General features: G+C 59.1%; 10 protein-coding genes and 1 pseudogene. 10 read left to right on the plus strand and 1 reads right to left on the minus strand.

The features are described 5' to 3' along the window. Positions 1-792: pseudogene (locus tag NX84_RS12760) on the plus strand (hypothetical protein); the annotation flags it as partial. Positions 793-1,164: 372 nt separating this feature from the next. Here NX84_RS12760 and NX84_RS03040 read toward each other — a convergent pair. Continuing rightward, the gene (locus NX84_RS03040) at positions 1,165-2,193 is read right to left on the minus strand and encodes an acyl-CoA thioester hydrolase/BAAT C-terminal domain-containing protein (RefSeq protein ID WP_039673667.1); all 1,029 of its coding nucleotides are present in this window, start codon (positions 2,191-2,193) and stop codon (positions 1,165-1,167) included. Positions 2,194-2,471: 278 nt separating this feature from the next. Between NX84_RS03040 and NX84_RS03045 the strand changes: the two genes are divergently transcribed. The 9 genes from NX84_RS03045 to NX84_RS03085 all read left to right on the plus strand — a co-directional run bounded on the left by NX84_RS03045 (position 2,472) and on the right by NX84_RS03085 (position 11,994). Further along, positions 2,472-3,116, plus strand: coding sequence for an ECF transporter S component (locus NX84_RS03045; RefSeq protein ID WP_052319639.1), 645 nt, complete (start codon positions 2,472-2,474; stop codon positions 3,114-3,116). Positions 3,117-3,171: 55 nt separating this feature from the next. After that, positions 3,172-4,581 carry an ABC transporter ATP-binding protein gene (locus NX84_RS03050; protein WP_039673669.1) on the plus strand — a complete coding sequence of 470 codons (1,410 nt, stop codon included), beginning with the start codon at positions 3,172-3,174 and terminating at the stop codon, positions 4,579-4,581. A gap of 94 nt (positions 4,582-4,675) precedes the next feature. Next, a complete protein-coding gene (locus NX84_RS03055) occupies positions 4,676-5,398 on the plus strand; it encodes an energy-coupling factor transporter transmembrane component T family protein (RefSeq protein ID WP_052319640.1) in 723 nt (240 codons plus the stop codon). Between the two features lie 57 nt (positions 5,399-5,455). Beyond that, positions 5,456-6,034: an isopentenyl transferase family protein gene (locus tag NX84_RS03060; RefSeq protein ID WP_039673671.1), complete on the plus strand. Its 579-nt coding sequence runs from the start codon at positions 5,456-5,458 to the stop codon at positions 6,032-6,034. Positions 6,035-6,252: 218 nt separating this feature from the next. Continuing rightward, positions 6,253-6,624 carry a 30S ribosomal protein S12 gene (rpsL, locus tag NX84_RS03065; RefSeq protein WP_039673673.1) on the plus strand — a complete coding sequence of 124 codons (372 nt, stop codon included), beginning with the start codon at positions 6,253-6,255 and terminating at the stop codon, positions 6,622-6,624. Positions 6,625-6,630: 6 nt separating this feature from the next. Continuing rightward, positions 6,631-7,098, plus strand: a complete 468-nt coding sequence (rpsG, locus tag NX84_RS03070) for a 30S ribosomal protein S7 (protein ID WP_039673675.1) — start codon at positions 6,631-6,633, stop codon at positions 7,096-7,098. Between the two features lie 385 nt (positions 7,099-7,483). Continuing rightward, positions 7,484-9,610, plus strand: coding sequence for an elongation factor G (gene fusA / locus NX84_RS03075; protein ID WP_039673677.1), 2,127 nt, complete (start codon positions 7,484-7,486; stop codon positions 9,608-9,610). Positions 9,611-9,974: 364 nt separating this feature from the next. Further along, positions 9,975-11,165: an elongation factor Tu gene (gene tuf, locus NX84_RS03080; protein WP_039673679.1), complete on the plus strand. Its 1,191-nt coding sequence runs from the start codon at positions 9,975-9,977 to the stop codon at positions 11,163-11,165. A 100-nt stretch (positions 11,166-11,265) separates the two neighbouring features. Beyond that, positions 11,266-11,994 (plus strand): hypothetical protein, encoded by a 729-nt coding sequence (locus NX84_RS03085; RefSeq protein WP_039673681.1) that lies wholly within the window; start codon positions 11,266-11,268, stop codon positions 11,992-11,994. The last annotated feature ends 59 nt before the right edge of the window (positions 11,995-12,053 follow it).

A 12,053-nucleotide genomic window follows, 5' to 3' on the forward strand; every position in this document is an offset into this window, starting at 1 on the left:
AAGCCGAAGAAGCCGATGATTCCGGGTCTTCCGTGGGGTCCGTCCTGGCCGGTTCCGCCGACCAAGCCGGGCGATGACAACGAGGGCAAGGACTCCGATGGTGATGGTCTGACTGACGATCAGGAGAAGGAGCTTGGTACCGATCCGAATAAGGCTGACACCGATGGTGATGGCATCAAGGATGGTGCTGAGGTTGACGGTTCTGAGAACCCGTTCGATAAGGACGGCAACAAGGTTGAGGACGGTAAGCCGGGTGCTCCGACGGATCCGACCAACCCTGACTCTGATGGTGATGGCACCGAAGATGGTGATGAGGTAACCGGTTCTAAGAACGACGGTAAGCCGACGGATCCGAATGATGCTGACTCCAAGCCGGGTAAGCCTGCTGATGCGGATGACCAGAAGCCTGGTGAGGAGCCGGGTGAGGGTGGCTTGTCCTCCAACCTGTCTGAGCGTTGCATCAACACTGGTCTGGGTATCGGTCTGCCGCTGTTGTTCCTGATTCCGGTTGGTCTGGCTTCCCAGATGAATATTCCGGGTCTGTCGGACTTCTTGGCTCCGATTAACAAGCAGATTCAGGACCTGAACATGCGTCTGCAGCAGCAGACCAACACCTTTAATGGTCCGTTGGCTAAGCAGATGGCTGGTATTGATGCTCAGCTGAAGCGTTTCGGTGCTGATTACCACCAGGCTGCTGGTGCTGTGGCTCTGATTGCTGCTGGTGCTCTGGCTATCGGCCTGTTGGCTGATGCGTGTGCACCGGGTGCTGATGAGGAAGGTTCCTCCAAGTAGTGCATCTGCTGCAAGGGTTGTGTCCGCCTTGTAAATAATTGGACATCGCTTGGGAAGGGGCGTCATCCTTCCCGCCTAACTGGAGAGTTGATGGAGCAGGCGCTGCTGCTGGTGCGATTGCTTTGGTGGCAGCCGCCTGGTTCCTTACTCCTGATTTGATTGATTATTCCGAAATACTGTCTAGTTATTTCATTTAGTCTTGGGTCTTCCGATTTATAGCGTTTTCCTTTCCTTAAGCCGCTTGTTGTGAAGGCTCATGGTCACTGGTTTCGTTGAGGCTGGTGTCAGTACACCCCGTCGTGTAGGTCAGAGGACACGACGGGGTGTTTTAGTTTTCCGGCTTAGCTTCTGCCGGTTGATGTGCTCCTTGCTTTACTGGGTGTGCCACTCGGTGAGGTGCTCAAGCAGGATGCGGTCAGAATCCAACTTGGCTTTGCGGTTAGCCTCAACGGTGCCGCCAAACATGGTTTCCCAGGAGGGGCCGATGAGTTCTTCGATGTTCTCGTGGAAAAGGTGGCCCGCGCCGTCATAGATGTGGGGCTCTAAATTCTTGTTCTGAGCGGCCAAGGTTTCGGCGGCTACGTCGCCTTGCCACATGGCGTCCTCAGTGCCGGCGAAGAGAAGGCCGTGGCCGTGGAAATCGCTGAGGTCAATGATGGAGTCTGGCGCCGCGGCGGCAACGTTGGCTTCGTAGCCGGCACGGTAGGACACGGGAAGGCCCAAAGCGAAGCGGAAGAGCATTGTGCCCATCTCCGAGCCTTGTTCTTTGGCGAAGGGGACTGGTTGTCCCTTCCAAGTGAAGCAGCTGGTGGTGCCGCTTCCTTGTTGATAGGTCAGGCTGCCAAAGGTGTGGTCGGCAGGAGTGTAGAGAACGATATTAGAGATCTCTGGGTAGCGGGCCGCCAGATTGGCGGTGAGTTCTGCTCCTTTTGAGGTGCCGATGACAGTGAGCGGCTCGCTACCGTTTCCTTTCTCCTTGACGTAAGCGATGACCTCGTCGAAGAACTCGAGTGGCACCTCATCAATGAATTCCTTCTGACCCGGCTTGCCAAAGAAGTAGAGGGCCAACACGTCGTAGCCGTTATCGCGCAGCATCCTTGCTTGCTCAACGTTGGCGCCACCGTCGGAGCCGCCGAATACCACGACCGTGCCTGGGTGGGCTTTGCCCTGCGGAGCGAGGTGCTGGCCCTGCGGGGTGAGGTGGAAGCCCTGCATGTAGTCGCCGGAGATCTTCTCAACGCCTTCTTCTTTAAGGATGCGTTCGTCGCCACCTTCGGGAGGCTCTGGCATCGCGTATCGCTTGGCATTAATGGTGTGAATAATCCATACGCCTGCTACGAGGACGATGATGCAGATAAGTACTACTCCAATGACTTTGAGGATGATTTTGATAGCTCGCATGGTGGTTGGCTCCGTTTCTCGCTTTTGAGATTGTTGTGGTTTGGAGTTTTGGGGTGGATTCTATATCGCTTCCTGCATTTGTGTCGGTGGAGTGGATGTGCTCTTTTGGTCCGAGATTGCTAAGCTAGCTGTGCTTTTAGCTGTTAACTACACACGTCACGGGTGCTCTTCGTCCTCGCGTGTTTTTCTTTTTCGAGCGTGGACGGAAGCTGAGATGCCGCAGTGCTGCGGCGAACCGTTGAACCTGATCCGGGTAATGCCGGCGAGAGGGAGGAAAAATGAATTCTGTATCCACGTCTGGTGCGGGTGCTTCTGGCGAGAGTACTTCTGGTGCCGCACCGCGTAGCCTGAACTGGCGCGTCGTGGACATCGTGGTGGCATCCGTGTTGGGTGTAGCCTGTGGTTTCGTGTTCCTGGTGTGGAACACGGTGGGCTACGCCTGGTTCCAGGCTATGGATGCGCTTACCCCGGGCCTGGGTGGTATTGCCACGGGTATTTGGCTCATCGGTGGTGTCATTGGCGGGCTTGTTATCCGCAAGCCGGGTGCAGCACTCTACGTGGAGCTGATAGCTGCCATCGTGTCCACCTTGCTGGGCTCGCAGTGGAGTATTAGTACTGTTTACTCAGGTATTGCGCAGGGCATTGGTGTGGAGATCGTCCTCGCCATCTTCCTCTACCGCCGCTTTAGTCTGGGCGTTGCCATGCTTGGCGGCATGGCGGCCGGCTGGGGTGCCTTCGTGCTGGAGCTGTTTACCTCCGGAAACCTGGGCAAGACCCTGCAGTTCAACATCATCTACTTCGTCACACTGAGTATCTCCGGTGCTATTTTGGCCGGTGCGGTGGGCTACTTCGTGGTGAAGGCTCTGGCTAAGACCGGTGCTCTTGATCGCTTCGCGGTTGGCCGTGAACAGCATTCCGCCTAGTTGCGGAGTGCTGGTGAGGTCAATAGCGGAGTGCTGGTGAGGTTATTTTCGCAGTATGAGTGAAGTAAGTGCTGCGGGGGCCACGAAGGTTTCGGCCCGCGGCTACGGCTGGACCCATGCGGGCAGGCGCGAGGCTGCGCTCGCGGAGATTGACTTTGTTGTCGAGCCGGGGGAGAAGGTGCTGCTGTGCGGCGATTCCGGTTCGGGGAAGTCCACGCTGCTGGCTGCCATTGCGGGTGTGCTGGGAGGGGATGATGAAGGTACGCGAGTCGGGTCGATTCTGCTGGAGGATGCCCACGGCACCGTCGAGCAGCCCGGCCGTACCATCCCGGTGGGCTTGGTGCTTCAGGACCCTGATTCCCAGGTGATTGCTGCGCGCGTGGGCGATGACGTGGCTTTTGGCTGCGAGAATCTGGCCTACCCGCGCGAGGAGATCTGGCAGCGCGTGACTGCCGCGCTGGAGATGGTGGGGCCGTATGTTGACCTCGACTTTCCTACCGAGCGGCTCTCCGGCGGGCAGAAGCAGCGCCTCGCCTTGGCGGGCGTCATTGCCATGGGCGCGGGCGTTGTGCTGCTCGACGAACCCACGGCGAACCTCGACCCGGAAGGTGCGCGCGATGTCATCGAGGCCGTTTCCACCATGGTGGAGCGCACCGGAGCTACCCTCATCGTGGTCGAGCACCAGCACGCCGCGTGGAAAGGCGTGCTGGACCGAGCTATTGAGCTCAAGGACGGGCGCATCGTGGCGGATGGGCCGCTTGACAGCGTCGTGGCGAACCGCGCAGTTACTGATTTGCCGGACGCGAGGGATGCCGCCAAGCACAGCGAGCCCGCCCTGTGGACTACTGACTTGGTCACGCGCTTCGGCCCACCACGTAGTTTTGAGCTGCCCCGGGGGGCGTCAACGGTGCTCACGGGTCCGAATGGTGCGGGTAAGACCACGTGGATGATGACCGTGGCAGGTCTCCTCCCGGCGGAGTCGGGTGAGATTGGGGTCGCGGACTTCGTGCGGCGTGGTCTGAAGGGCTCGCCGTTGGAGTGGAAGTCCCGGGAGCTGGCTGACCGCATCGGTTTCGTCTTCCAGAATCCCGAGCACCAGTTCGTCGCCCGCACCGTGGCTGAGGAGCTGCGCGTGGGGCCGAAAGTTATGCGTCGTGAAGTCCCCGAGGCGCACATTGCCGAGCTTGTCGACGCCCTCCGCTTAGGCCACCTCCTCAACGCCAACCCGTTCACGTTGTCGGGAGGGGAGAAGCGCCGTCTGTCCGTAGCTACGGCACTGGTGAGTGCGCCGGAGGTGCTGCTTCTCGACGAACCCACCTTCGGTCAAGATCCCCACACCTTCAGCGAGTTGGTATGGCTGCTGCGCCGCATGGCCGATGAGGGAACGACGATTGCCTCCGTGACGCATGACCCGCTCTTTATTTCCGCCTTGGGTGATCACCACGTGGAGGTGACTCGTGCCTAATCTTTCTTCGTCTCGTCCCTCCTCGGTGAGTACACGGGGCGCGCCTTCTGCCGGCCTCTTGAGCGGAGTTAATCCGCTGACCCGTATCTTCCTCATGTTCGTGTGGGTCACCCCATTGTTGCTCTCCGTGGACGTGGTGTCCGGGGGAGTGTCACTGGCGCTGACCATGCTCCTTGCCCCGCTGTGTGGGGTGTCGTGGTTGCGCATGCTAAAAGCAGGCTGGTTCCTTTTCCTTATCGCTCCGATTTCTGGCATCTCGATGCTGCTCTATGGTGCCCCGGGTGGGCGCGAGTACTTTAGCTTGTGGCTCATTACGGTGAGTGATAATTCGATTGAGCTCGCCATAGCCATTACCATTCGCGTCTTTGCAGTGGCGCTGCCCATGGTGGTGCTCGCGCGCGCTATCGATCCCACTGAGCTGGGTGACGCCCTCTCCCAAATCCTCAAGCTGCCGTCCCGCTTCGTCATTGGTGCCGTGGCCGGCGTGCGCATGATGACGCTGTTTAAGTCGGATTGGCAGTTCCTCGCCATGGCGCGTCGCGCGCGCGGACTGACGGATGAAGGTCGCATTAAGCACCTCATCACCATGTCCTTCGGGTTGCTTGTTCTTGCCTTGCGCCGCGGCGGCAAGCTTGCCACGGCGATGGAGGCGCGCGGATTCGGCCGTACTCCGCCCGGCGGTGGCCAGCGCACGTGGGCACGTTCTTCCCGTCTTGAGCAACGAGACTGGCTGGTGATGGCCGCGGGTGTGATCCTCGCTGCACTTCCGGTGGTAGTTTCGGTGCTAAGTGGTTCGTGGAGGTTCTTCGGTCTCTAAGACCTCCGCGGCACCGTGACTGCACGCGCAAACCCAGAAGTGGTGAAAAGAAAACTCATGCAGGAGACACACGACATCCAGGACGTTGACTACAACAGCCAGATGGAACGGCTTTTGGAGGACGTGGTTAAGCTCTCAGCTTCCCGCAAACGCCCGCTCAAGCCAGTAACCGTGCTGATTGACGGTCCCTCAGGCGCCGGCAAAACATGGACCTCAGTGGCCTTGGCGGAACGTACAGGCTGGCGCGTGGTCCACCTCGATGAGTTCTACCCCGGCTGGCGTGGGCTGGAGGCCGGTTCCGTCATGGTTGCTGAACAGGTTCTGCGGGAGAACAACCCGGGCTACTGGCGCTGGGATTGGGATACGAATGCGCCCAAGGATTGGGCCAGCCTGGACGCGCGCGATGACCTCATCGTGGAAGGTGTTGGTTCCGTCACCGCGGAGAATATTGCCGCGGCGAAAGAACGCGGATCTGTCGTGACTGTCCGCATTGATGGGCCGCGTGAGCAGCGCCGCAAACGCGCACTGGAGCGCGACCCCGCTTATGAGGAATGGTTCGAAACCTGGGAGAAGCAGGAGAAGAACTACTTCGCCGACATCGCGGTGGATGCCGACCTCACCTGGGAGTGGACGTAGCCAAAAAGGGGGATTTTGGCAGATCAGGGGGCTGGTGGTAATCTAACCGACGGTTTCATCTTTGTCTGAGATGAAAAGTCTGATCAGTTTCTCGGCCACACACGGTCGAGGGAAGTTCTGGACATGCGGAAGGGCCCCGGAGAAGAGCCCCCATTTTTGCATGTTTGACCGCCTTCCTTGATCAGTTGAAGCCGAAGTCATACAGAAAGACTAGATTTATGCCAACTATTCAGCAGCTGGTCCGCAAGGGCCGCCACAGCAAGAAGGCCGAGGTCGCTACGGCAGCCCTTAAGGGTTCCCCGCAGCGTCGCGGCGTGTGCACTCGTGTGTACACCACCACCCCGAAGAAGCCGAACTCTGCTCTCCGCAAGGTTGCTCGTGTTCGTCTGACCTCCGGTATCGAGGTTTCCGCCTACATTCCGGGCGAGGGCCACAACCTGCAGGAGCACTCCATGGTGCTCGTCCGCGGTGGTCGTGTGAAGGACCTCCCGGGTGTTCGCTACAAGATTATCCGTGGCGCACTGGATACCCAGGGCGTGAAGGACCGTAAGCAGGCTCGTTCCCGCTACGGCGCAAAGAAGGGACAGTAATCAACAATGCGTAAGAATGCTGCACCGAAGCGTCCTGTAGTCAAGGACCCGGTTTACAACTCCGAGCAGGTCACCATGCTGGTGAACAAGATCCTTAAGGACGGCAAGAAGTCCACCGCTGAGCGCATCGTCTACGGCGCTCTCGAGGCTTGCCGCGAGAAGACCGGTACCGACCCGGTCGGCACCCTGGAGAAGGCTCTGGGCAACATCCGCCCGGACCTTGAGGTTCGCTCCCGCCGTGTGGGTGGCGCTACCTACCAGGTCCCGGTTGAGGTTAAGCCGGCTCGTTCCAACACCCTGGCACTGCGTTGGTTGGTGACCTTCACCCGCCAGCGTCGCGAGAACACCATGATCGAGCGTCTCGCTAACGAGATCCTGGACGCATCCAACGGCCTGGGTGCTTCCGTCAAGCGCCGTGAGGATACTCACAAGATGGCTGAGGCTAACCGCGCCTTCGCCCACTACCGCTGGTAATTCCTGCGGAATACTGTTGCCACATGGCTTCCTGGCCCGAACAACGACATCATCGTTTACCTGCGCCGATAGTGTGAAGGGGCGTTCTTGAAGAGAGGACACCTCCACGCGCTGAGTGCAGAACACAACTTTAATAGCGTTGTTCGGGCCATTTTTGTGTATTGGGGAGTTGAACGCCCTGCATGCACAGTCAAAAACGTCATGCAGTAACATGCACAGCGGGACAGTGGCAGCCCATATGTGAGGTGCCCTGAGTTCCTCACGCTGCCGCGCTAGCCTAGACGTGGCAAAATAGATCAAGACCTATCCATGAAGACGTCTGTGAAATGTGGGTCAGTGCTGAGCTGGCTCCGGCGTCGACGACAATTAAGTTGGGGTATTAACTGTGGCACAAGAAGTGCTTAAGGATCTGAACAAGGTCCGCAACATCGGCATCATGGCTCACATCGATGCTGGTAAGACCACCACGACCGAGCGCATCCTCTTCTACACCGGTATTAACCGTAAGGTCGGCGAGACCCACGACGGTGGCGCCACCACTGACTGGATGGACCAGGAGAAGGAGCGCGGCATCACCATTACGTCCGCTGCTGTGACCTGTTTCTGGAACAACAACCAGATCAACATCATTGACACCCCGGGTCACGTTGACTTCACCGTTGAGGTTGAGCGTTCCCTCCGTGTTCTTGATGGCGCTGTTGCTGTCTTCGACGGTAAGGAAGGTGTGGAGCCGCAGTCCGAGCAGGTGTGGCGCCAGGCTGCTAAGTACGACGTTCCGCGTATCTGCTTCGTCAACAAGATGGACAAGCTGGGTGCTGACTTCTACTTCACCGTCGGCACCATCGTCGACCGCCTCGGTGCAAAGCCGTTGGTTATGCAGCTGCCGATCGGCGCTGAGGATGACTTCGACGGCGTCGTCGACCTGATCAACATGCAGGCCATCACCTGGCGTGGCAAGACCGAGATTGGTACCGATGGCACCATCGAGGAAATCCCGGCCGACCTGCAGGAGAAGGCTGAGGAGTACCGCGAGAAGCTGCTCGAGACCGTCGCAGAGTCCGACGAAGAGCTCATGGAGAAGTACTTCGGTGGCGAAGAGCTGACCGTTGAGGAGATCAAGGGCGCCATCCGCAAGATGACCGTGAACTCCGAGATCTACCCGGTCTTCTGTGGTACCGCTTACCGCAACAAGGGTGTCCAGCCGCTGCTGGACGCCATTGTTGATTACCTGCCGAACCCGCTGGACGTCGGCGAGGTCAACGGTACCGCCCTCGACGGTGAGGAGGCTCTGACCCGTAAGCCGTCCGTTCAGGAGCCGTTCTCCGCATTGGCATTCAAGATTGCCGTGCACCCGTTCTTCGGCAAGCTCACCTACGTCCGCGTCTACTCCGGCCAGGCTATTCCGGGCGAGCAGATGCTCAACTCCACCAAGAACAAGAAGGAGCGCGTGGGCAAGCTCTTCCAGATGCACGCGAACAAGGAGAACCCGGTTGAGCACGCCGACGCCGGTAACATCTACGCGTTCATCGGTCTGAAGGACACCACCACTGGTGATACTCTCTGCAACCCGGATAGCCCGATCATCCTGGAGTCCATGGACTTCCCGGATCCGGTTATCCAGGTTGCAATTGAGCCGAAGACCAAGGCTGACCAGGAGAAGCTGGGTACCGCTATCCAGAAGCTGGCGGAAGAGGACCCGACCTTCACCGTCAAGCTGGATGAGGAGTCCGGCCAGACCGTCATCGGCGGTATGGGCGAGCTGCACCTCGACGTTCTGGTTGACCGCATGAAGCGCGAGTTCAAGGTTGAGGCCAACATCGGTAACCCGCAGGTTGCTTACCGCGAGACCATCCGCAAGAAGGTCGAGTCCCTGGACTACACCCACAAGAAGCAGACCGGTGGTTCCGGCCAGTTCGCAAAGGTCATCGTCACCATCGAGCCGTACAACCCGGAGCCGGAGGAGCTGGAAGAGGGCGAGTCCGCAACCTACAAGTTCGAGAACGCCGTCACCGGTGGCCGCGTTCCGAAGGAGTACATCCCGTCCGTCGACGCTGGTATCCAGGATGCGATGCAGTACGGCTTCGTCGCTGGCTACCCGCTGGTGAACATCAAGGCTACCCTCGAGGATGGCGCTTACCACGACGTTGACTCCTCTGAGATGGCCTTCAAGCTCGCTGGCTCCCAGGTCCTCAAGGAAGCGGTTGCTAAGGCAAAGCCGGTTCTGCTTGAGCCGATCATGGCCGTTGAGGTTGTGACCCCGGAGGAGTACATGGGTACCGTGAACGGTGACATCTCCTCCCGCCGTGGCCAGGTCTTCGCTATGGAGGACCGCTCCGGCGCCAAGGTAGTTAAGGCTAAGGTTCCGCTGTCCGAGATGTTCGGCTACATCGGTGACCTGCGTTCTTCCACCGCCGGCCGTGCAAACTTCACCATGGTCTTCGATTCCTACGCTGAGGTTCCGTCCTCCGTGGCTCAGGAGATCATCGAGGAGCGCACCGGTACCAAGGCCTAAGCGGCCCCGCCGTTTTGCCCGCGATATGGGGCTGGTAGTCTTCGCCAGTAGACCGCCAGCTCCCTGCGCTGGGGGTAGCGGTCGGCTGAGCGCGCAGCGAAGAATGTGTGCGTTGAGCCGGCCGTTACCCTCCCAGGATCCTGTTAATTGATTCTTGTCGAGGGTCAACGACCGCACATTATGCGCGGGGTTACCTCCTATTGAGGCAGTTTGAAAAAACTGCGGCATAAATCTAGGATCGTGTAACTGGCACGTAAAGAAAGCGTCATTAGCGCTTATGGGCTTCGGCTCGAAGTGCCAATGGCAATACAAACCACGTGGCTGCGAAATACGTAGCCGCCATAGAGTCCAGGAGGACAAAACAGTGGCAAAGGAGAAGTTCGAGCGTACGAAGCCGCATGTGAACATCGGCACCATCGGACACGTCGACCACGGCAAGACCACCACCACCGCAGCGATCACCAAGGTTCTGGCTGACGCTTACCCGGATGAGAACACCGCTTTCGCATTCGACTCCATCGATAAGGCTCCGGAGGAGAAGGAGCGCGGTATTACCATCAACATCTCCCACGTTGAGTACTCCACCCCGAAGCGCCACTACGCACACGTGGACGCCCCGGGCCACGCCGACTACATCAAGAACATGATTACCGGTGCTGCTCAGATGGACGGCGCTATCCTGGTTGTTGCTGCAACCGATGGCCCGATGCCGCAGACCCGCGAGCACGTTCTTCTGGCCCGCCAGGTTGGCGTTCCGTACATCCTCGTTGCACTGAACAAGTGTGACATGGTTGACGATGAGGAAATCATCGAGCTCGTTGAGATGGAGATCCGTGAGCTGCTCGCTGAGCAGGACTACGACGAGGAAGCTCCGATCGTTCACATCTCCGCTCTGAAGGCTCTTGAGGGCGACGAGAAGTGGGCACAGTCCATCGTTGACCTGATGCAGGCTTGCGATGACTCCATCCCGGATCCGGAGCGCGAGCTGGACAAGCCGTTCCTGATGCCGATCGAGGACATCTTCACCATTACCGGCCGCGGTACCGTTGTTACCGGCCGTGTTGAGCGTGGCTCCCTGAACGTTAACGAGGACATCGAGATCATCGGTATCAAGGACAAGTCCATGTCCACCACCGTTACCGGTATCGAGATGTTCCGCAAGATGATGGACTACACCGAGGCTGGCGACAACTGTGGTCTGCTTCTGCGTGGTACCAAGCGTGAAGAGGTTGAGCGTGGCCAGGTTTGCATCAAGCCGGGCGCTTACACCCCGCACACCAAGTTCGAGGGTTCCGTCTACGTCCTGAAGAAGGAAGAGGGCGGCCGCCACACCCCGTTCATGGACAACTACCGTCCGCAGTTCTACTTCCGCACCACCGACGTCACCGGTGTCATCAAGCTGCCGGAGGGCACCGAGATGGTCATGCCGGGCGACAACGTTGAGATGTCCGTAGAGCTGATCCAGCCGGTCGCTATGGACGAGGGCCTGCGCTTCGCTATCCGCGAGGGCTCCCGTACCGTCGGCGCTGGCCGCGTTACCAAGATCCTCGACTAATTCTCAGTGATTAGCGGGATGTTGTAACATCCTGAAGCCGCTCAATCCCAGTAGGGGTTGGGCGGCTTTTGCGTTTGGGGGAAGACTAGGCTTGGGTGTCATGTTTGATCCGACTCGTATCGATCGCACTCTCGCTGCTCTTCGCGCCACCTGGGAGGGCCAACCCGATCTGCCCCTGGGCACGCTCTTCGGCATGCTAGCGGCAGAAGGCTATGGTTGGGGTGTGTCTGACGAGGATCTCACGAGGCGTTTGGAGGACATGGCTCGAGTCCACCCGCCCCTGCTACCGCTTTCCGACGCCTCCCTCATCACCCACGGCCTCTGGCTCACCGTCACCGATACTCACCGCGTGACGCTCTCACCTGGAGCCTCATCGGAGACGTCCCACGCTGTAGTTCGCCCAATGTCAAAGGACGGCGTGAAGGGCCAGCCGGTTGCGTGGCCCGTATCAGGTTTGCGGCCCGTCGGACCCGGACGGCCCCTAGTCATCGCGGACACCGAAGGTTTCGAGCACCGCTTCGGTATCGTCCACTCGGTTACCCGGCTGAAGGACGATAGGCGCTCGTTGGACGGTCTCAAGCGTCGCAGCGTCGGCGACCGCGTATGGTTCATCCGGACCGCAGCCGAGACCATCATCCTTGACCACGGTCTCCATGTCATCGAACGTAAGAACCGCGAGCTCGCACGCGCCGACTTCTCCTGGGACTGTATCGAGAAATGCGAGCCCGGCTCACCCCTCAACGTTTATCTGTCCCGTGGCACGCAGCACTCATTTGGCGTCGTTGAGGACATCATTCTCGTCGAAAACGAGCCCTGGTCCCCGTCCTAGATACCTAGGATCGCCGATGTGCCCGCTGACCGTGGTGTGGTTGGCGGGTTACATCGTTC

The organism is Corynebacterium minutissimum (assembly GCF_000805675.1).
In the GTDB taxonomy this organism is placed as follows: Bacteria; Actinomycetota; Actinomycetes; order Mycobacteriales; family Mycobacteriaceae; genus Corynebacterium; species Corynebacterium minutissimum.

What these genes read in the sequence shown, in the direction of transcription:
- NX84_RS03040 (WP_039673667.1), bottom strand. Translation starts at nt 2,193, where the DNA reads ATGCGAGCTATCAAAATCATCCTCAAAGTCATTGGAGTAGTACTTATC.
- NX84_RS03045 (WP_052319639.1), top strand. Translation starts at nt 2,472, where the DNA reads ATGAATTCTGTATCCACGTCTGGTGCGGGTGCTTCTGGCGAGAGTACT.
- NX84_RS03050 (WP_039673669.1), top strand. Translation starts at nt 3,172, where the DNA reads ATGAGTGAAGTAAGTGCTGCGGGGGCCACGAAGGTTTCGGCCCGCGGC.
- NX84_RS03055 (WP_052319640.1), top strand. Translation starts at nt 4,676, where the DNA reads ATGTTCGTGTGGGTCACCCCATTGTTGCTCTCCGTGGACGTGGTGTCC.
- NX84_RS03060 (WP_039673671.1), top strand. Translation starts at nt 5,456, where the DNA reads ATGCAGGAGACACACGACATCCAGGACGTTGACTACAACAGCCAGATG.
- rpsL (WP_039673673.1), top strand. Translation starts at nt 6,253, where the DNA reads ATGCCAACTATTCAGCAGCTGGTCCGCAAGGGCCGCCACAGCAAGAAG.
- rpsG (WP_039673675.1), top strand. Translation starts at nt 6,631, where the DNA reads ATGCGTAAGAATGCTGCACCGAAGCGTCCTGTAGTCAAGGACCCGGTT.
- NX84_RS03085 (WP_039673681.1), top strand. Translation starts at nt 11,266, where the DNA reads ATGTTTGATCCGACTCGTATCGATCGCACTCTCGCTGCTCTTCGCGCC.